Raw genomic sequence first — 17,940 nt, forward strand, 5'->3', positions numbered from 1 at the left:
CGTGATCGGTGCAGTTTCGGGCTCCCCGCCTCGGTCGACTGGAGACTACCGGATTGGCCCGGGCGAGTGGAGGTACTCATCGAGCCTCCGGGTGAGTGAGAGCAGGCAGATGGGCTGTGTCACCGTTAGGAACTCGTTGTCCGCCGAGCGTCGCGCCCCTCTGCTGCGCTCGATGTGGACCTCGCGTGAGGGGGTGTTCCCGGTCGGCCACGGCCCGGCGAGGGTTGCGCGCCGATGCTAATCTGGGCGGCAATCGAGAGCCCGGCAGGGCAGTGGGGTGGGTATGCGAGCGCTATCGAGTGTCGTCGTGCTGGTCGGTGCGTTGGTGTTGGCTGGGTGCGGGTCATCAGGTGATCCGGTGGTCGGCAACCCGACGAGCACATCGGCGGCCGATGGCATCGCGGAGGATGTGCCGACGGGGATTGATCCGTGCAACATTCCGCAGGATGTGTTGACGTCGATCACTCCTGGGCTGCGCAAGGGCAATGTTGATGACAACACCGCACGGGGCAAGATCAAGTGGCGTGGTTGTCGATATGTTGTGTCCGATGGCTACACGACGACTGTGAGCCTTACCAACCTCACGCTGGATATGTTGCGGCAGAAGAACTATCCCGGGCGGGAAGATGTCGTTGACGGCAGAACAGTGTTGACGACTCACCAGGCCGCGGATCCAACTGGCGTAGAGCAGTGCGTCGTGAATGTGCAGATGCATCGCGGCAGCCTTGAGTTTTCCGTCGAAAACGGGCATGGTTCGTCGCCGAAGACCAAGCATCTGAACGCGTGTGACATCGGTATGTCAGTGGCACAGAAGATTGTTCCGTTGATCGCGGCTGGGGCGTAATGTTTCACCGAGTCGCCGAGAGGTGCAGGGGGTACGGCGATGAGTGGCGATAAGCCGATGCAGGGTTTGATCGATGCGGCAAAGAACGGTCAGTTGACGGTTTCGTTCAGCGACGATCTTTACGTCAATGTCGAGGAGTTCGTGTACATCGAACGCGACTGCCAGGCGATGAAGGATCAGATCAAGATGTACCAGGGCGTGGCGCAAGATATCTCGAACCGTGAGGTCTGGGGGCTGGGCGAGCAGAGCGACTGGATCAAGTCCACCTCGCTGCTTGTCGGTCGCTTTCGTGCGAAAGCGAAAGGCGATGCAGGTGGAAATGACGTGTACGCCATCCTGCAGAAGCACTGGGACATCATTGACGGCATCCAGCAGCTGCACCGCGAGGTCGCTAACCGCTACCAACAAAGTGATACAGAGTTCGCGGCGAAGTACACCGAGCTGATGGAGTCGGCTCCGCACGGATTTCAGGCGAGGAAATGAGCGGATTGGAATACGAGGACTCGGTGACTCGGGGTATGACCGATAGTGCGGTAGGTCGCTCGCACATCACCTTGAAGACCACCTTCGATCAGCTGGTGGCCGATCCGGCGATCGAGGCCAAAGCCGACTACGCGAAGATCGCCTCGGGGTGGCAACAAGACATCGAGATCTTCGCCGCACGGATCAATCGTTCGAGTACCTCGGCGTGGAGCGGGAACGCGGCTAACACTGCCAGGCAGGCAATCTCCGAATACGCCGTCGACGCGCAGAATCTGACGCCGACCTTGAACGCGATGAGCACTCGAGTCAGCAATGCGGTCGACGCGGTGCTCAAGACCAAAGAGCTGATGCCTGAGTACGGTGACGCGCAGAGTGCTTGGAATCCTGGCGACTGGTTCGACGGCGATCCCGACAAGCGTGAGGAAGAAAAGGCGCAGAAAATTGTCGACGAGCATTATGTGAACCCGATCTCCGCCGCAGCTGGGGGAATACCTGTACTTCCGCAACCCAGAGATCCGGTGAAGGCCGATGATCTGTCATCCGGCGGAGACAACGGTGGCGGTGGTAACGGCGGCAACGGTGGTGCGAACTCCGCAACCCCGACGACTGCTACACCCACCACAGAGAAACCGACTACCGAGGATCCAGCCACCGAAGATCCTCAGTCCTCGAACCCAGGGGACGAGACTGCCGAGGACCCTCAGTCGACGACGCCGCAGTCGACCTCGCCTGGAGAAACGACCCCACAGTCGACCGTCCCCCAAACCGCCGTTCCGTCAACAGGACAGCCCGGTTCGGGCACACCCACCGGCGGCACTCCCGGCGGATCCGGGGGCGGGGGCGGCGGCGCGGCCGCCGGGTTGGCTGCAGGCGGCGCGGCGTCACCGGGCAAGGCGGTGCCGGGTACACCCGGTGGTGTTCGAGCTGGCACGGTCGCAGCCGCATCGGCGGGCAACGCAGCGGCCGGACGTAACGGTATGCCCGGCATGGGAGGCATGGGCGCTGGTGGTGCCCGTGGCGGCCAGGGCAGCGAGGACGATGAGCACGCCACGCCGGACTACTTGGTCTACGACCGCGAGTCGGAGCTCCTCGGCGTTCAGCCGCCCGCGCTGCCTCCGGGTGGGGTCATCGGGGCATGAGGGGCACGCTATGACATGGAACTGGGACCCGGACACCTTCGCGACACACTGGTTCTCCGACGCAAACGATCTGATGCCCGACCCGCTGCGTTATCGCAGCAGATTCGCCACGCGCGAGGGACTCGACGCGCATCACGCCGCCGTGCGCGCGAGCTGCGATAGCGACGAACGCGGGCGCATCAATCTGTTGATGCACACCATTTCGCAGTGTGAGATGCGCGTGGAGATCATCGGCAGCACGGTGCGTCATTACCGCGGTGACGGCACCACACACAAGCAGTACCGCATCGTTGGCGCCTACACCGCCCACTACGCGGCCTTGCTCTTCCAAACCGCTATGAACGACGAATTCGGCGATATCCGAGCCGAACTCCTGCGCCCCGAGAGCTTGCCCGCCGCGATCACCGCTGCCATCCCGCCGTGCACGCCAGGTACCGCACGCCCTGAAACCTTCCACGTCGATGACATCAAACCGCCACCGGCCGCGGCGAACGGCTACTTCGCCGACGACCGACGCATCGCCGAACACCGACGTTTCCGGCGTCTGGCTGATCGCCCCGCCGACGGCGGTGGGCACGCGATCCTGCGCCTCGGCAACTACCACGCCCGCTCCGATCGACACCGCTTCATCCAGTGGTACGACATCACAGGCGACGGCCGCTACATCGAACAACGCAACAGCACCCACCTCGACATTCGTCCGGTAGCCCCACAGAACCTCACCGGCGTCTTCACCGCCTGGATCGACACCGCCGCGCGGCGACTTCGCGAAGATCAGCCGCAGTACCGATAGGTAGGAAATGGCGAAAGATTTCAGTGTTATCCCAGATGATCTTGATGAGACAGCTCGTAGTCTATGGAAAATAGCCGAAGATAATAGCCGAGCCGTATCGTATTCGAAAGAGTGGCTCGAAATTGAGAAAAGTGGCGGTCTCGTACTAACGCCGGTGCTTGATCAACTTCAGGAAGTGTGCGATCAGCTGAAATCGAACTACGAGCGACTGGGGGCAGTCACTGACAATTCATCCACGGAACTGACGAATGCCTCGAGGATGTATCGCACCACTGATTTGGCCACGGCCAAGAGCATGGACGAGTACTACGGAAGGCTGGGTAAGTGACATCCACTGCTGCATATCCGGTTGAGAAACTAGTGGACCCGGAAAGCTCGGATCCCGTGCATGATTACGTTGAGTTGATCATCAGCGGTAACGGAACCAGTCTGACCTATCATCTCAACAATCTGATCTCTATGGCCACGGCGCCCTTTATGTCGGGCGAAGGATTCAATTGCATCGGCACGATTACCAACAATCTTTCCGGTGATTGGGTTGCACTGCAGAAGTCTGGCGATGCGATCAAAAAGCTATCGGAGTACAATACCGAGTACAGGGCGGCTATCGAGGCTGCGATGGCCAACGTGGAGAACACCTGGCAGGGGAATGCGGCTGAGAGTGCTAGATCCTATTTTTCGTCCCTGACAGCGGCTCTCGAGGGTCAGGCCGAAGCCATGGGTAAGGTCGCCGAAGAGATCGCCAGCTACGCGCTTGCCTCGTACGGCATGGCAAACGGGATAGCTGACCTGGTGCAATGGCTTGGTGATCTCGCTATCCAATGGTTGGTGACGTGGTTGGCGGCAAAGGCCGCAGCAGCGACAGCTGTTGGTGCCGGAGTGTGGATTACGCTCGAACTGGCGGCGGCGGCGATCGCTGCCATGATGGCAACCAAGGTGGTGAAAATCATCGGCGACCTCGGCCACATGGTCAACAGTTCGGAGGCCCTTGTCGGGTTGATGAGTACCGGCGTACAAGCGGCGGTAGAGGCATCGCAGATTCCGGCTCTTCCGGGTTCTTCGTACGATCATCCGGGAGTATCGTAGTGAAGCAACACAATGAGCCGATGCTAGATCTCGTCAATGGTGATGCCGGGATGTCGCGCCATTTGTCGAAGGCGCTAAAGGTCCTGGCTGACAGTCCGATCGATGCAGAATTGAAAAAGCAGCTGCTAGAGATTCGTAGCGGTAATGGTTCGTTGCGTGATCTCGCGCAAAGTGGTGCGTTAACGAAACTCGGTGACGCTGTCATGCCGACTGTTGCCGCCGAACTCAATAGTAAGACTCTCAAGGAAATGCTGCAATTGGCGAAAGCTGGAGAGGCGGTGCTGGAGCGCTACCGGAACCAAGCTCCCGAGGAGGTTGCGGACACTTCACCGAGCGAGCCACCAGCTCCTTCGCCGACCCCGAATTCGAACGCCCGAGGTTCGGGGCTGCACGATCGCGTAATTCCTGGCACTCGTAAACCCGATCGTGATCGGATCGTCACGCCTGATGAACCGGATGACGACGATCTCTACTTTCAGGATCGTCGCAACGGTGGCTGGCTTCGGTGAGTTATCAACGGCAATACAGCGGCGATGTCAAGATTGGTTTACGTCGGTGCCAGAATTCACGGCCGTCGACCAGGTTGCTCTACGTGGCAAAGAGTGCGCGGACCGCTGAGCCACTTGAGTTGGAGATTGCTCAAGATCTCCCAGATGTCTGTAGTCGACATGGTCGCCCAGCCACATCGCGTAAGCCGATCCGCGAACACTTTTTCGAAACGCGACGTCACCCGCGTTCCCCGCGCCAAGGTCTCGCTCGGGGTACGTCGGAGCATTTGGGGCCGTGCTCGACTGTGCTGGTAGGTAAGTGGCCGGTGTGTGACCGGTGTGAACGTTACGGTAGGTGGTGCCGTCGTATTGCGTCCGTTCTCATGAAGGCTATGGCCGCCAATTTGGCTGTGGTGGTGGTATTGGTCGTAGCCGCATGGGCTGGGTTGAAAGCCAGCGATTCGTTGGTTTTGCCGATGGTGTTAATGGTTGTCCCCGGTTCATTTCCTGTCGGACTGGTAATAGCGGTGCTACTGCTCAAGCAGGGAACCGAGCCGGTGGAATTTCGTCCGATAGACGATGAGAAGTTCGCTTACGTGGCGGCCCACCCGGACTTTCGCGCAGCTGCGGAGTCTATGCGCGGTGCGACGTAAGTTCGACGATAGTCCGACGAGGAAGATCCGTGTCACATATGTAACCAGCAGGGTGTTGTCGGTGGCGAGTGAGATTCCCGTCACACGATGCAACCGCTGTCTGTCTTCGTGCGTCCAATCCTGTGGACGTGATTTCTATCGGATCGAGGCTTCATGGACGACTGGTCGGCGCCCACCCGGGCTGAGAACGATGCGTTGCGTGCGCAGATCGATTCGATGCTCGACACGTTCAACACGGAGAAGGCCGTCTTGCTCGACGCCCAGTCCCATGCCACGGAACTGGTGAGCGTGTGGTCGGCCGACGGGTTGGTTCGGGTGTCCGGGACGATCGCGGGTGTGTCAGAGGTCCACATCTCGGCCGATGCGTTCAAGAAGACGACCCCGGAATCGTTGGGTAGCTCGGTGACCGAGGCCATCTCGGAGTTGTCGCGGCGAACCGCGCAGACCCAGCAGCAGGCATTGGGCCCGTTGAGTGGGTCGATGCCGGACCTGTCGGACCTGGTCCCGGGTGCGCCGAGCATGAAAGACCTGATCGCGCAGTTGACCCCGCCACCGCCGCCACTGCCCGAACCGGTCGTGGAAGCACCCGAGCGGCTTGTTGATGACACCGACGATGACGAGGGTGACTACTTCCGCAACCGGACCTATCTGCGATGAGTTCAGTCAACGTCGATCCCGAAGCGCTGCGCAACACCCAACCCGGGTTCGTCGCGGTCGCGTCCACGATCACGACCGCTGCTCAAGCGCTGGCCGCAGTTATCGCGGCCGAGGGTGAGTGTTGGGGTGGTGACGAGATCGGTGCCGCGTTCGCCAAGAACTACACCCCCGGTGTCGACCCGGGTCAGAAAGCGGTGACGGGGTTGGCCACGATCATGACCCAGTTGGGGCAGAACATGGTCACTGTCGCCGAGACCTTCGACAACCAGGACACCACCCAGGCCGGTGCTCTCGGTCAGGTAGCGGGTTCGTTGTAGATGGGTATCGAGATCCCCGACGAACTCCAATGGGTCGCGAAATACATTCTCGGAGCCGGTGATTGGCCCGACGGTGACGAAACCGCGATGCGCCGTGTCGCTGACGGGTGGACCGCGATGGCCACCACTCTCAATACCGTCGACGACGACGCCGCGAAAGTGTTGAACGTGGTGTTGTCGGCGATCTCCGAGGGTGAAACCCATACCTCGATCCAGACGTTGCGTGACAAACTCCTCGCTGGTGATCAGGCCACCTTTACCGCGGTGCGGAAGTGGTGTGAGAAGCAGGCGGAGCTGCTCGAAGATGGTGCCAACGATATCGAGCACACCAAGCTCGTGATCATCGGCACGATGATCGTGACCGCGGTCGAGATCCTCGCGACCGCGTGGACCGGTGTCGGATTGATCGCCTCCGCGGCCGCGCGGATCGCGGGCCAGATCGCGGTCCGGATCGCGGTCCGTCAACTCATCGCTCGCATGCTCACCCGGGGTGCGGCCAAAGCCGCGGGCCGGATGGCGTTGTGGGGTGCGGTGTTCGAAGCGGCCGAAGAAGGCGGTGTCGATCTCGCGGCCCGGTTGATCCAGGTCTCCAACGGTGATCGCACCGGCGACAAGTTCGGGTTGGCCGATCTGGGGTTGGCGACCCTGGGTGGTGCTGTCGGTGGCGCGGTCGGTGGTGTGTTGGGCGGTGGGACCGGCGCTCTCGGTGACGCCGCATCCTCAGCCGTGGGCAAGGCTGCGAGCAAAGTCGTTGGTGGTGCGGTCACCGAACTGGGTGCTGATGTCTCGGCTCAGGTCGCTGCTGCTGGTGTCGGTGCGGCGTTCATGGATCGGGAATTCCAACTCGATATCGGTGTCGATACCTTCACCAGTGCGGGCGCGGGTGGTGTGCACAGCGCGATCGATTCCAGTGTTCATGGTGCGGGTTCCACAGCTCCTACAGTTCCCGAGTTGGGCAGTACCGTTCCCGGTGCGACGTCCCCTGCGGGAACCGGTGCACCGTCAGAGGGCGGGAATCAGTCGCCGGCCGACAACGGCAGCCCTGCTGATGGCGCCCATACCGCCCCAGCTGGGGCCGAGACCGGCAGCCCAACGGCCGCCGCCCCGACTACTCCCGCCGCGACAGATACCGGCTCGCCGACTACCCCCGCATCCACTGGTGAACCCAGCGCGGACAGTGGGGCAGCGACCTCGCCCCAGAACAGTGCACCCGAAACCCCTTCGACGGGCGAGCCATCCAGCGCTACACCGAACAGCAACGGCGCGAACGGAACTCCGATACCGGGCGACTCCGCTGCGCCGAATACCGACGGCAACGGTGTGGGAGGTACGTCAAACGGTAGCGACACTTCTGCCCCATCGCCCACCTCGAATGGGGCGGCATCCCCGGAGTCTCAGCCCGGTGACTCTTCGCCGGCGAGCCCGAACACCAACACACCCACCGAAACGCCATCGACCGGCGACACCACACCGCAGATCCCGAACGGCACCGGATCCACCGCAATACCAACCCAGGGCGACCCCCCGGCATCTGCCGCCAACGGCACCGACACATCGACACCGACCAGCAACCCTGTGTCGACCAGCCCGACCACCGAAACCCCCAGCAACCCGCCCTCCGGCGATCCTGCGTCTTCACCCAGTTCGCCGGTCAACACGACCTCGTCGCTGGATCTTCCCTCACAAGAATCCCCACTCCAGTCGAGCACTCCGACAGACAACGCTCCTGCGAATACTGGGACTGAACAACAGAATCCGACCGCAACACCGCCGAGCGACACGGCGCTGCCGGGCGCCACCTCGTCGAGCCCTCAGACAGCAACACCACCGCCGACGCCGCCCGCAACACCGGAATCGACGCCTCAGCAACCAGCCACGTCGATTCCCGCTGCCACCAACCCGACGCCCTCCACCACGTCACCTCCGTCAATACCCACGAACAGCCCCGACGCCAGCCGCCCCACCACCACGGACACCTCAACTGCTGCCGCCACAACGACTCTGGCCCCGCCAACCGGAACCTCTACGCCTGCAACAGTTGTCACCCCGCCTCCCACGACCACGCCGCCGCCACCGCTATTCGTCCAGGGCACGTCGTCGCCCCGAACGACCTCGCCGCCACCCCCGACAGTCGCGACTACAACCCAGGCAGTCGCGCCCACTGTTTCCCCGACGGCGCCGTCGAATAGCCAGACCACGACTCCCGCGACGACGCCTTTCGAAACACACACGGCTTCTGACACCGGCAGTCATCCGGGTTCAACCCCCACCCAGGCAACACCGCAAAACGCTACGCCGACTACAACGCCGACGCCGACGACGAACCAACTCCCCGATCCCGGCTACAGCCCTGACGCCCGTCCACTACGCGAAGCTCTGCGTAACCAACCGTCACACGACGGCCGGACAACCACCGTCGGTACGAACCAAAATCCTTCTCAACCGCGCCCCTCCTACCGAATTCGCCGCTTCCAGGTCGGCAACCGTTGGGTCTCGGTAGCCACCATCCGTGCCTACATCCCCAACATGCATCTGATGACCCCGGCGGAACTGAGCCAGGAGATCGAATTCGCCCAGCACGCAGTCGATTCCGCGTTCAATCACGTCCAAGACCTCCTCAGTGGGGACCAGTTCCTGGTCGATCTCGAACTGACCACTGACCCGAATGCCGCTGACCTGCAACTGAACTTGCAGCAACACGCATTCGACCTGGCAAACGATCTGCGTGCCCACATGGGCTTGCCGCGCAGCGCGCCGGATACTCCACTGAGTCCGGATGACCTCCGCGCGATCAGCAACGACATTGCCCGAGCCAATACGCCGGCCCGGTTCACCAACCCGTCCGACAGTCGAGTAATGGCTCCGTTCCGTCTCGAACCCGTTGAGCAGGCGTCCCACCAGAATCGGGTCGAGGACCAGCTCCGTAACGGCAACCAATTCACGGTCGGTGCAGACCCTCGCACCCATCCGTACGGCCAATCCGTCAACGATGGCGGACCGACGCGAGGCGGGCGACGAAACAACTGTCTCGATTGTTCGTTGTCCGCGCTTTCGTCGTTCTACGGCGTTCCTCAGGTGTCCGCGCCTCGTTGGCCGGACGCTCTTTCCGACGGGAGTCGCGATAATGAGAGTGGCGAGGAGGGCGGCACTGCACGGGCGGCAGCGTGGCTCGGCGGAACATCCTATCATTTTGCGGGTCTGCCGATTCCTGCGCAGTTCCAGGCGCTCCACGACCACATAGCGTCGTTGGGGCCAGGGTCCTCCGCTCTGGTAATCAACACCTGGCAGGCCTTCGACAACCAAGGCAATCCGAAGTTCAACCAGGATGGTTCGCCGGAGACCGACGGCGCGCACGCGACAGTTATCGTGTATCCGCCGGGTGCGAGTGGCCCCGTATGGTGGGATCCGCAATCCGGCCAAACATTTGACTCACCGCCTCCCACCATGGTCGCGGGATCGATGGCGTTGGGCTTCTTCCCAGTCGATGCCAATGGAGGGACACCACATGCCGGAACAAGTTCACACACTGGAACAGGCCCAACAACTGCTGGCCAAGGTCTTTGGCCCGAATCGGGATTTTCGAACGATCGAGACCAGACACGGTTGGGTGGGTCGGGGAGTCCTGACGGAGGAAGAAGTCTCCCAGGGGATGGGACTAGGGCAGGGGAACTACGTTCTGAACAAGCACACCGGGGTGATAACAGCGCACCGGAGCCTGCCGCCCCATCTGATCGGGGAGGAATTCGACCAGGCGATCGAAACGGGCCAACCGATCCAGGGCGGCCAGGTATATCCACCACTCCGTCGAATCCACCTGCTGAAGACCTTCGAGGACCCACAGACGGTCCAGTATCAAGTCCACGTGACCGACCTGGATCAACCGAACAACCCGGGGACAACCGAGCTGATCACGATCAACAAGGAAACCCTGTACTTCCATCCGAGCGGGGGCACGCTCTCGGAAGCGACGGCTTGGGCCGAGATGCTCAGCCGGACAACGGGATCCTGGCCGATGGAGGAAACGATCGAGCGGTAACGAGTACCCCTGACTCCACCCCGTCGACTTCTGCGCCCGCAACCGCCACGCTACCGCCGCCCGCGTCGGCACCGTCGGTCAACTCGACCTCTGCCTCACCTACCTCGGCCCAGCCTGCCTACACCCCGCAGGAACTCACCAACGCGGACCAAGCCCGCCATGCCAGAGAATCTCTGCGCGCTCGCACCCCAGAAAACAACCAGTCGGTCCGAGTGAGTCCATACGGCGGCCGCCAATACCAGGTGGCGCGGTATCCGAACGCGCTCGGCCAACCCGTCCAGGTCATGCGTATCACCGCGCACATCACCAGCAACCCGGACCTACCGCCGGCCGTCCGCGATGCGATTGCCGACAACGCCCAACGAACCATCGACCACAACCTGAACCAGGGCAACCAATTTGCCAACGGCGACTGGGTAATGGTCGACGTCGTTCCCGCCACCAACCCGAACGATGCCGACCTCCACCTGGACCTCAGCACCACCCCCACCACCGAACTAGCCGACACCGTCCGCCAACACCTCGGCCTCCCACCGCAAAACACCCCCGGCCTCACCCCCAACGACATCCGACAACTCGCCGCCGACATCGACCGCGCGACCATGACCGGCGCGCACCAGCCTTCATGGGCTGATCAGCACGCCACAACCCCAGAAACTCCCGTCGACACCGACCCCACCGTCGACCTCGACGAAATCCACAACAACCACGCCGAACAAACCCCCGCCGGCATCTCCCACCACCGCGGCGACCCCACCATGGGCGACCTTCCCCACCGAGTCCCCGCCGACCCCAACCGCTTCACCGCCGACACCCACATAACCCCCGACGGCCATGCCGTTGTCGGCGGACAAACCCTCACCCCCGAGCAATACGGCGACCTGATCCGACGCTCCGACTGGGACGGCGTAACTCCGATCCGCCTCATCGGCTGCGACGCTTCCACCAACGGCTTCGCCGGCCGCCTCGCCCAACACTTGGGCGTAGAAGTCCTGGCTCCGACCCAAGCCGCCTGGACCGATGCCAGCGGAAACGTCTTCAGTTCCAGTGCAGTAACCAACTCCGACGGTTCCCGCAGCCCACGAGTGCCACCCGACGGGCAGTGGCAATCCCACCACGCAGGCGGCACAACAACAGCCCACAGCACCACTCAACCCACCACTTACGACACCGGTTCCGCCCGTGACCGTAGTGCCCCGCATAGCCCCTCACCCCGCGGCGACCAACAGCAATCCTCCGATGGCGCCAACTCGGATTCGGCCTCGTCGGCCGATGACATCGCCGACGTCCTAACCGCCGCAGGCCGACCAGATCTGGCGGACCTTCTCCATGAGCTGCTCCAGCGTGAGGCGAACAATGGCAACGTCGGAGGACTCGACGGATGGCTGAGTGAAACCGAGACCCGCACCAACGACCCAGACCAAGTACTCGACAAGGCTGCTGAACTCACTGAGCTGGATCGCCTCTCACGGGAAATTGCGGATGATCCCGAGATGCGGGTCCGCTTCAACCCCGGCGAACACGGCGGAGGCCGGTCGTTCGACATACTCGTGGAACGCACTGCCAACGGCGAGACGGCCGTAGAGCGGCGTGTCGAGGTCGAACGTATGAAAGATGTCCCGACCGCACACACTCAAATGGTAGGCAAAGCAACACACGGAGCTGATAAGGCGGAGACTCCCACTCCTGGCCGTGTGCCGACCGCCGAGACGACGGTGGTCATTCCAACTCCGCCGGAACAGGGTCACACTGTCACAGGCGCGAACAATGAGAAGAGGTTCCACCCGAACGGGTTGGATTATGACGTCTATGCAGGCGGAATTCATCGACAAACGAGAAACCTACTCGACGATCTGGCCACGGGGTTCAACCGAAACGAGTCGAAAGTACATAAGTATTTGCCTAACCTGGACGCAGTCAACATCGTCGACGAGCACGGCAATCTTCTCGGGCGAATAGTACGTGGAACCAATGGATGGGAAAGGGATAATTCGTGACTGCCTACACTGGATATCGACCACATGGTGAGAACCTCGCGTTCACGCTGGATTTTTCTGACGACATCGCTAGTTCAGAGCAGCTTTTTGCCCACACCATTCGGGCCCTCGATCATCTCTCGGCTGTCGCACGTCCAACGCGGGCCGACTTGTGGCTCGGTTGCGCTTTCGACGGTACATGGCTCGAAACCGACGATCCGGAACCGTCAGAGGCATACTGGGAAGTTTTGGAGCGCGACGTTCCAGCGGCGACCGCATTCCCTCCGGTAGGTCCGCCCGCTACGACTAAGCGCGTCCACGAGATAACCGGCGAATCGATGCGAACAATCTATCGGCAGGCACTGTCAAGTGCAACGTGCCCTGATGGCTATTTCGTAATGTTCAAGGGTATTTGGCCGGACGGATATGAAACACGTATCGTGGATGTTGACGAATCTGCTGCGGGCGGCCAGCTTCCCGTGACACTTTGGGATCGAGATCTCGTCCTGAGTACTGATTCCAGGACAGACGGCACCACATGGCTGACCCCCCTGTCAGACGACTTTCCCGCGCTTCCCCCGGTGACCTTCCGGATCGACTATGACATCGCTCCCAACCTCACGCTGGCGGTCAACTGGTCGCGGTGGATGGAAAAAGGCACTGGTGAACACGAATTGCTGCAGTCCGCAGTTTCCGCACTGATAGCCGACGGCTGGAAGTCGAACCTCACTCCGACGTTTTTCACAGTTGATCCTTGATAACATTCACGGCTCGTGCAACTATGTTTCCTGAGTAATGCCACATTTCCCTGACTGGCGGCGGTGGGCTTACGTGAAGACCGTGGCGACTTCCACCGAGGGGAGATGGCTGGGTTCATCGAGGTGGTGAGGGCTTGCGCGAAGAACGTAGCGATGTAGTCGTCAGTCCAGAGCTTGTGGGGGCGGTCAACGACTCCCTGAGCAAGCTCCCCCCGGCCGCGGTGCTCGAGCTGTTCAGATCGCTGTCCATTGCTTCTTGGGATTTGCCTGGCTTCCTCGCGAATCACACCACAGGTGCCGTCTACGACTGGAATGCGTTCACCTCGGTCGCTGGTGAGGTCGGCGGGACGTGGTGGGAGCGGCAGCCTGGGGAGAACATCCTGTTCGAGGTCCGGGGCGGCGTGGCCTATGACATCTCCGACTTCGCTGACGGGAGACGTCCATGACGTCGGAAGAAGTGCCCAATCGGGTGCGGGACATCTTCGTCGCGACCTTGACCACGACCCACATCGCCGCATTCCCGGACCCACTGCCGCTGGGGGTCCGGATAGGGTTGGTCGCACCAGAAGGCTCATCGCGCGAGCGGATTCGCGTCCGCGCCGAACACGACGAGACCGGCTACTTTCTCGACTTCTACAAAGAGGGGAACGACGGGGAAACCTCTTCGCATTGCCGGATTCGTGAGGATGGCTCGATCACGCCGCTGGAAAATCTCATCTTGGTGCACCCACACTTCGGCGATCCCGAACAGGCCAGGCAAGAGCGGGAGCGCCGTGGCGCCCACAACAAGCGGGTCAAGGAGATCCTGCAGGCGAAGAATCTATTCTTCTGAATCAGTGAAACCATACAGTCATGACGTCGGAAGAGATGGTGCCAGCTCGGGTGCGGGACATCTTCGTCACAACTCTGAAGCCGGGGACGACCCACATCGCCGCGCTCCCTGATCCACTGCCGATGGGGATCGGGATCGGGTTGATCGCACCAGAAGGGTCGGCCCGCGAGCGGATTGTCGTCCGCGCCGAGCACGACGAGACCGGATACTTCCTTGACTTCTACAAAGAGGGAAACGACGGGGAAACCTCCTCTCACTACCGGATTCGTGAGGATGGCTCGGTTACGCCGCTGGAGAATCTCATCTTGGTGCACCGGCACTTCGACGATCCCGAACAGGCCCGGCAGGAGCGGAATCGCGTCGGCGCGCACAACAAGCGGGTCAGGGAGATCCTTCGGGCGAAGGATCTGTTCTTCTGAATCAGAGAGTCCATACGGTCATGACCGTCGGAAGAAATGGTGCTCGGTCCGATGCGGGACATCTTCGTCACGGCCCTGGCGCCCCAGACGACCCACATCGCCGCATTCCGGATCCGCTCGCGGAGGGGGTTCGGCGTCGATGAGTCGGTGCCGTTTCAGTTCATGTCGAGGATGAGTCGGTGGTGTTCCCTGTGCGGGTTTTGAGCCATTCCGTGATTCGTCGTAGGCGTTGCGGGGCGACGATGCCGAGTATGAGCAGGGTGAACGGGAAGCCGAAGAGGGCGGTGGGGATCAGGTACAGCAGATCCGCTGTGGCAGACAAGGGGCTGTGGAAGGCGTAGGAGTTTGCGCCGATGGCGATCAGTCGTGGTCGGGCCGTTACTGTTTCGCCGGTCTGCACGCCGTAGAGGCGAATTGTGCTGTTGTCGGCGATTACTCGGCCTTCGCCTGGATCGCCACGGCCGGCGCTGAAACTCGAAGACCCCTTGGTGACGACGACCTGCTGGGGTGTTCCGTAGCCGAGCCAGTAGGCGGCGACATTGATCGGTTGGCTGGCGAAGAACAGCGTCGCCGAACCGAGGCAGAGTCCGAAGGTGGCGAGCAGTAGGTAGATCAGGAATGCTGAGCGCTTCGGTGAATCTTGCTGCGACACTGGCTGGTTCGCGAACTCAGCCGCGGATCAGTTTGGCGACCGTGCCGATGGACAGCTTCGGCGCCTCGACCTCGACCTCGGCGTGCGGGTCGACAACCTTCGTGTGGGGGATGTCGGCTTCCGGGTCGGCGAAGGTCGCGTACTTCTTGTCGGCGAGGAGCGTGGCGAGGAGGTAGCCGGTGACCAGGGCGCGGGTGGCTTTGTCGGTTTTGTGTTCGTAGCGGCCTGCGCCGAGGGCGGCGAAGAGGCGGCGGCCTTCGATGATGCCGTTGTGGGTGGCGCCGTCGATGGTGCGCAGGATCGAGGGGCCCGACCAGGCGGTGGCGAGGGGGCGGGCGTTGGAGCTGACCGAGTCGAGGTCGTCGCCGGTCAGGATCAGGCCGGGAGTGTCGAGTTCGGGGGCGATGTTCTCCGCGGCGGGGGAGGTGGGAGCGGGGAAGAGTGCGACGACCGCGGCTACGCGGCGTTGAGCTGCGGCGATCACGGCGGCGCCGGCTCCCATGCCGTGGCCGGCGAGGGCGAGGCGGTCAGGGTGGACGCTGATGGTGCCGTCACCGAGGCGGACCTTGCTGACGATGTCGAGCGTGGTGAGCAAGTCGGTGCCGAGGTCCAGATGTGACGGGATCGGGCCGCGTTCGGTGTCGGGCGCGGCGACCACGAAACCCCACGACGCGATGTGTTCCAGCAGGCTCTTGTAGTTCTCGGCGCTGGTCAGCCAGCCGTGCGCGAACGCGACAGCGGGCAGGTTCAGCCCGGACTCGGGCGTGTACACCACACCCGGCTGACCTGCGATCCCCAGATTTCCGCGCAGGACCCGGTGGGGACCGCGTACGGACAGGGCGCTCATGAGCGATTTCGCAGACACCGACACGGCCAGAAGACTATCCGATCAGTAGGGTGGGGGACCATGTGCGGAATCGTGGGGTACGTCGGATACCGGGATGCGCTGGGCGTTGTCGTCGACGCGCTGCGGCGCATGGAGTATCGCGGATACGACTCCGCGGGGGTCGCGATCCTCGACGGAAACGGTGCTCTCGCGGTCGAACGCAAGGCCGGGCGGCTGGCCAATCTGGAGGCCGAACTGGGCGAGACGGGGACCGAGCGGTTCGCCGGGTCGACCGGGATGGGACACACCCGCTGGGCCACCCACGGTGCGCCGACCGACCGCAACGCCCACCCGCATCGCGACATTTCCGGCAAGCTCGCCGTGGTCCACAACGGCATCATCGAGAACTTCGCGCCGCTGCGCCGCGAGCTCGAGGACGTGGGCGTTGAGCTGCTCAGCGACACCGATACCGAGGTCGCGGTGCATCTGGTGTCGCGCGCCTACGCCGCGGGCCCCACCGCGGGAGACTTCACCGCGAGCGCGCTGTCCGTGGTGCAGCGGCTCGAGGGCGCGTTCACGCTGGTGTTCACCCATGCCGACCATCCCGGCACGATCGTGGCGGCTCGTCGGTCGACGCCGCTGGTAGTGGGGGTCGGCGAGGGCGAGATGTTCATCGCCTCCGATGTCACCGCGTTCATCGAGCACACGCGCGAGGCGGTCGAACTCGGTCAGGACCAGGCCGTGGTGATCACCAAGGACGGGTACACGGTCACCGACTTCGCGGGCAATACCGAGGGCGTGGTCAGCCGGCCGTTCACCATCGACTGGGACCTCGCCGCCGCCGAGAAGGGCGGCCACGACTACTTCATGCTCAAGGAGATCGAGGAGCAGCCGACCGCCGTCGCCGACACCCTGATGGGGCATTTCGTCGTCGACGAGAAGGGCGGCCGGATCGTCCTCGACGAACAGCGCCTCGCCGACCAGGAGCTGCGCGAGTTCGACAAGGTGTTCGTCGTCGCGTGTGGCAGTTCGTATCACGCGGGGCTGCTCGCCAAGTACGCGATCGAGCACTGGACGCGAGTGCCCGTGGAGGTGGAGCTCGCGAGCGAATTCCGTTACCGCGACCCGGTTCTCGACCGGTCGACACTGGTCGTTGCGATCTCGCAGTCCGGTGAGACCGCGGACACCCTGGAAGCAGTGCGGCACGCCAAGGAGCAGAAGGCGCGTGTGCTCGCCATCTGCAACACCAACGGGGCGCAGATTCCGCGCGAATCCGACGCGGTGATCTACACGCGGACCGGGCCCGAGATCGGCGTCGCGTCGACCAAGGCGTTCCTGGCGCAGGTGGCCGCCAATTACCTGGTGGGTCTGGCCCTGGCCCAGGCGCGCGGGACCAAGTACCCCGACGAGGTGGCTCGCGAGTTCGCCGAGCTCGAGTCGATGCCGAAGCTGATCGCGCGGGTGCTCGAGACGGCGCCGCAGGTGCGGGCCATCGCGCGCGAGCTGGCGCACGTGCCGACGGTGCTGTTCCTTGGTCGCCACGTGGGCTACCCGGTGGCGCTGGAAGGTGCGCTCAAGCTCAAGGAACTGGCCTACATGCACGCTGAAGGGTTCGCCGCGGGTGAGCTCAAGCACGGGCCGATCGCGCTGATCGAAGAAGGTCTGCCGGTGATCATCGTGATGCCGTCGCCGAAGGGGCGCGCGGTGCTGCATTCCAAGCTGCTCAGCAACATTCGCGAGATCCAGGCACGCGGGGCCCGCACCATCGTGATCGCCGAAGAGGGCGACGACACCGTGCGCCCGTTCGCCGACGACCTGATCGAGATCCCCGCCGCGCCGACCCTCTACCAGCCGTTGCTGTCCACGGTGCCGCTGCAGATCTTCGCCGCCGAGGTGGCGCAAACGCTGGGCTACGACGTAGATAAGCCGCGCAACCTGGCCAAGTCGGTCACCGTCGAATAGAGCCCCACACATATCGACG

At 62.7% G+C, this 17,940-nt stretch carries 23 protein-coding genes and 1 pseudogene; 18 read left to right on the forward strand and 6 right to left on the reverse strand.

What is annotated here, in order from left to right; translation table 11 throughout:
* Window positions 1-307: 307 nt before the first annotated feature.
* From ACQHI0_RS33015 to ACQHI0_RS33060, 10 genes are all read left to right on the forward strand, one after another.
* Window positions 308-844 (forward strand): DUF3558 domain-containing protein, encoded by a 537-nt coding sequence (locus ACQHI0_RS33015; RefSeq protein WP_427905606.1) that lies wholly within the window; start codon window positions 308-310, stop codon window positions 842-844.
* Window positions 845-883: 39 nt separating this feature from the next.
* Window positions 884-1,327: a hypothetical protein gene (locus ACQHI0_RS33020; RefSeq protein WP_427905607.1), complete on the forward strand. Its 444-nt coding sequence runs from the start codon at window positions 884-886 to the stop codon at window positions 1,325-1,327.
* Window positions 1,328-1,362: 35 nt separating this feature from the next.
* Window positions 1,363-2,466 carry a hypothetical protein gene (locus ACQHI0_RS33025; protein WP_427905608.1) on the forward strand — a complete coding sequence of 368 codons (1,104 nt, stop codon included), beginning with the start codon at window positions 1,363-1,365 and terminating at the stop codon, window positions 2,464-2,466.
* Window positions 2,467-2,476: 10 nt separating this feature from the next.
* Window positions 2,477-3,259 (forward strand): ESX secretion-associated protein EspG, encoded by a 783-nt coding sequence (locus ACQHI0_RS33030; protein ID WP_427905609.1) that lies wholly within the window; start codon window positions 2,477-2,479, stop codon window positions 3,257-3,259.
* Window positions 3,260-3,266: 7 nt separating this feature from the next.
* Complete coding sequence (locus tag ACQHI0_RS33035; RefSeq protein WP_427905610.1) at window positions 3,267-3,587, forward strand: type VII secretion target; 321 nt, start codon at window positions 3,267-3,269, stop codon at window positions 3,585-3,587.
* Window positions 3,584-4,345: a hypothetical protein gene (locus ACQHI0_RS33040; protein WP_427905611.1), complete on the forward strand. Its 762-nt coding sequence runs from the start codon at window positions 3,584-3,586 to the stop codon at window positions 4,343-4,345. Before ACQHI0_RS33035 ends, ACQHI0_RS33040 begins: the two co-directional genes overlap by 4 nt.
* A 20-nt stretch (window positions 4,346-4,365) precedes the next feature.
* Window positions 4,366-4,854, forward strand: coding sequence for a hypothetical protein (locus ACQHI0_RS33045; RefSeq protein ID WP_427905612.1), 489 nt, complete (start codon window positions 4,366-4,368; stop codon window positions 4,852-4,854).
* A gap of 371 nt (window positions 4,855-5,225) precedes the next feature.
* A complete protein-coding gene (locus ACQHI0_RS33050; RefSeq protein WP_427905613.1) occupies window positions 5,226-5,486 on the forward strand; it encodes a hypothetical protein in 261 nt (86 codons plus the stop codon).
* 153 nt (window positions 5,487-5,639) lie between these two features.
* Window positions 5,640-6,143, forward strand: a complete 504-nt coding sequence (locus ACQHI0_RS33055) for a YbaB/EbfC family nucleoid-associated protein (RefSeq protein ID WP_427905614.1) — start codon at window positions 5,640-5,642, stop codon at window positions 6,141-6,143.
* Complete coding sequence (locus tag ACQHI0_RS33060) at window positions 6,140-6,460, forward strand: type VII secretion target (protein WP_427905615.1); 321 nt, start codon at window positions 6,140-6,142, stop codon at window positions 6,458-6,460. Before ACQHI0_RS33055 ends, ACQHI0_RS33060 begins: the two co-directional genes overlap by 4 nt.
* Before the next feature lie 720 nt (window positions 6,461-7,180).
* On the opposite strand, the gene ACQHI0_RS33065 is transcribed toward ACQHI0_RS33060, so the two are convergent.
* From ACQHI0_RS33065 to ACQHI0_RS33080, 4 genes are all read right to left on the reverse strand, one after another.
* The gene (locus ACQHI0_RS33065; protein ID WP_427909389.1) at window positions 7,181-7,378 is read right to left on the reverse strand and encodes a hypothetical protein; all 198 of its coding nucleotides are present in this window, start codon (window positions 7,376-7,378) and stop codon (window positions 7,181-7,183) included.
* A gap of 476 nt (window positions 7,379-7,854) precedes the next feature.
* Window positions 7,855-8,115, reverse strand: a complete 261-nt coding sequence (locus ACQHI0_RS33070; protein ID WP_427909390.1) for a hypothetical protein — start codon at window positions 8,113-8,115, stop codon at window positions 7,855-7,857.
* A 207-nt stretch (window positions 8,116-8,322) separates the two neighbouring features.
* Window positions 8,323-8,703: a hypothetical protein gene (locus ACQHI0_RS33075; RefSeq protein ID WP_427909391.1), complete on the reverse strand. Its 381-nt coding sequence runs from the start codon at window positions 8,701-8,703 to the stop codon at window positions 8,323-8,325.
* Window positions 8,704-8,851: 148 nt separating this feature from the next.
* Complete coding sequence (locus ACQHI0_RS33080) at window positions 8,852-9,427, reverse strand: hypothetical protein (protein ID WP_427909392.1); 576 nt, start codon at window positions 9,425-9,427, stop codon at window positions 8,852-8,854.
* Between ACQHI0_RS33080 and ACQHI0_RS33085 the strand changes: the two are divergent.
* From ACQHI0_RS33085 to ACQHI0_RS33115, 7 genes and pseudogenes are all read left to right on the forward strand, one after another.
* Window positions 9,317-9,865, forward strand: a pseudogene (locus ACQHI0_RS33085) (toxin glutamine deamidase domain-containing protein); the annotation flags it as partial. The gene ACQHI0_RS33080 and the pseudogene ACQHI0_RS33085 overlap by 111 nt on opposite strands.
* A gap of 100 nt (window positions 9,866-9,965) precedes the next feature.
* Window positions 9,966-10,496 carry a hypothetical protein gene (locus ACQHI0_RS33090; protein ID WP_427909393.1) on the forward strand — a complete coding sequence of 177 codons (531 nt, stop codon included), beginning with the start codon at window positions 9,966-9,968 and terminating at the stop codon, window positions 10,494-10,496.
* Window positions 10,497-10,780: 284 nt separating this feature from the next.
* Complete coding sequence (locus ACQHI0_RS33095) at window positions 10,781-12,493, forward strand: hypothetical protein (RefSeq protein WP_427909394.1); 1,713 nt, start codon at window positions 10,781-10,783, stop codon at window positions 12,491-12,493.
* Complete coding sequence (locus ACQHI0_RS33100) at window positions 12,490-13,230, forward strand: hypothetical protein (protein WP_427905616.1); 741 nt, start codon at window positions 12,490-12,492, stop codon at window positions 13,228-13,230. The genes ACQHI0_RS33095 and ACQHI0_RS33100 overlap by 4 nt, the downstream gene beginning before the upstream one ends.
* Window positions 13,231-13,364: 134 nt before the next feature.
* Window positions 13,365-13,676, forward strand: coding sequence for a hypothetical protein (locus tag ACQHI0_RS33105; protein WP_427905617.1), 312 nt, complete (start codon window positions 13,365-13,367; stop codon window positions 13,674-13,676).
* Window positions 13,673-14,062, forward strand: coding sequence for a hypothetical protein (locus ACQHI0_RS33110; protein WP_427905618.1), 390 nt, complete (start codon window positions 13,673-13,675; stop codon window positions 14,060-14,062). The genes ACQHI0_RS33105 and ACQHI0_RS33110 overlap by 4 nt, the downstream gene beginning before the upstream one ends.
* 20 nt (window positions 14,063-14,082) lie before the next feature.
* A complete protein-coding gene (locus ACQHI0_RS33115; protein WP_427905619.1) occupies window positions 14,083-14,481 on the forward strand; it encodes a hypothetical protein in 399 nt (132 codons plus the stop codon).
* 160 nt (window positions 14,482-14,641) lie between these two features.
* Here ACQHI0_RS33115 and ACQHI0_RS33120 read toward each other — a convergent pair whose 3' ends face one another.
* Complete coding sequence (locus ACQHI0_RS33120; protein WP_427905620.1) at window positions 14,642-15,133, reverse strand: hypothetical protein; 492 nt, start codon at window positions 15,131-15,133, stop codon at window positions 14,642-14,644.
* A gap of 16 nt (window positions 15,134-15,149) precedes the next feature.
* Window positions 15,150-16,004, reverse strand: coding sequence for a chlorophyllase/cutinase-like alpha/beta fold protein (locus tag ACQHI0_RS33125; protein ID WP_427905621.1), 855 nt, complete (start codon window positions 16,002-16,004; stop codon window positions 15,150-15,152).
* A gap of 36 nt (window positions 16,005-16,040) precedes the next feature.
* Between ACQHI0_RS33125 and glmS the strand changes: the two genes are divergently transcribed.
* Window positions 16,041-17,921: a glutamine--fructose-6-phosphate transaminase (isomerizing) gene (gene glmS / locus ACQHI0_RS33130; RefSeq protein WP_427905622.1), complete on the forward strand. Its 1,881-nt coding sequence runs from the start codon at window positions 16,041-16,043 to the stop codon at window positions 17,919-17,921.
* The last annotated feature ends 19 nt before the right edge of the window (window positions 17,922-17,940 follow it).

This window comes from Nocardia sp. FBN12 (genome assembly GCF_050320175.1).
GTDB lineage: Bacteria > Actinomycetota > Actinomycetes > Mycobacteriales > Mycobacteriaceae > Nocardia.

Excerpts from the sequence above, each read along its gene's own strand:
- ACQHI0_RS33050 (WP_427905613.1), top strand. The coding sequence starts at position 5,226 with ATGGCCGCCAATTTGGCTGTGGTGGTGGTATTGGTCGTAGCCGCATGG.
- ACQHI0_RS33095 (WP_427909394.1), top strand. The coding sequence starts at position 10,781 with ATGCGTATCACCGCGCACATCACCAGCAACCCGGACCTACCGCCGGCC.
- ACQHI0_RS33065 (WP_427909389.1), bottom strand. The coding sequence starts at position 7,378 with ATGAACACTGGAATCGATCGCGCTGTGCACACCACCCGCGCCCGCACT.
- ACQHI0_RS33020 (WP_427905607.1), top strand. The coding sequence starts at position 884 with ATGAGTGGCGATAAGCCGATGCAGGGTTTGATCGATGCGGCAAAGAAC.
- ACQHI0_RS33045 (WP_427905612.1), top strand. The coding sequence starts at position 4,366 with ATGCTAGATCTCGTCAATGGTGATGCCGGGATGTCGCGCCATTTGTCG.
- glmS (WP_427905622.1), top strand. The coding sequence starts at position 16,041 with ATGTGCGGAATCGTGGGGTACGTCGGATACCGGGATGCGCTGGGCGTT.
- ACQHI0_RS33055 (WP_427905614.1), top strand. The coding sequence starts at position 5,640 with ATGGACGACTGGTCGGCGCCCACCCGGGCTGAGAACGATGCGTTGCGT.
- ACQHI0_RS33115 (WP_427905619.1), top strand. The coding sequence starts at position 14,083 with ATGACGTCGGAAGAGATGGTGCCAGCTCGGGTGCGGGACATCTTCGTC.
- ACQHI0_RS33025 (WP_427905608.1), top strand. The coding sequence starts at position 1,363 with ATGACCGATAGTGCGGTAGGTCGCTCGCACATCACCTTGAAGACCACC.
- ACQHI0_RS33090 (WP_427909393.1), top strand. The coding sequence starts at position 9,966 with ATGCCGGAACAAGTTCACACACTGGAACAGGCCCAACAACTGCTGGCC.
- ACQHI0_RS33060 (WP_427905615.1), top strand. The coding sequence starts at position 6,140 with ATGAGTTCAGTCAACGTCGATCCCGAAGCGCTGCGCAACACCCAACCC.
- ACQHI0_RS33110 (WP_427905618.1), top strand. The coding sequence starts at position 13,673 with ATGACGTCGGAAGAAGTGCCCAATCGGGTGCGGGACATCTTCGTCGCG.
- ACQHI0_RS33080 (WP_427909392.1), bottom strand. The coding sequence starts at position 9,427 with ATGGGTGCGAGGGTCTGCACCGACCGTGAATTGGTTGCCGTTACGGAG.
- ACQHI0_RS33035 (WP_427905610.1), top strand. The coding sequence starts at position 3,267 with ATGGCGAAAGATTTCAGTGTTATCCCAGATGATCTTGATGAGACAGCT.
- ACQHI0_RS33030 (WP_427905609.1), top strand. The coding sequence starts at position 2,477 with ATGACATGGAACTGGGACCCGGACACCTTCGCGACACACTGGTTCTCC.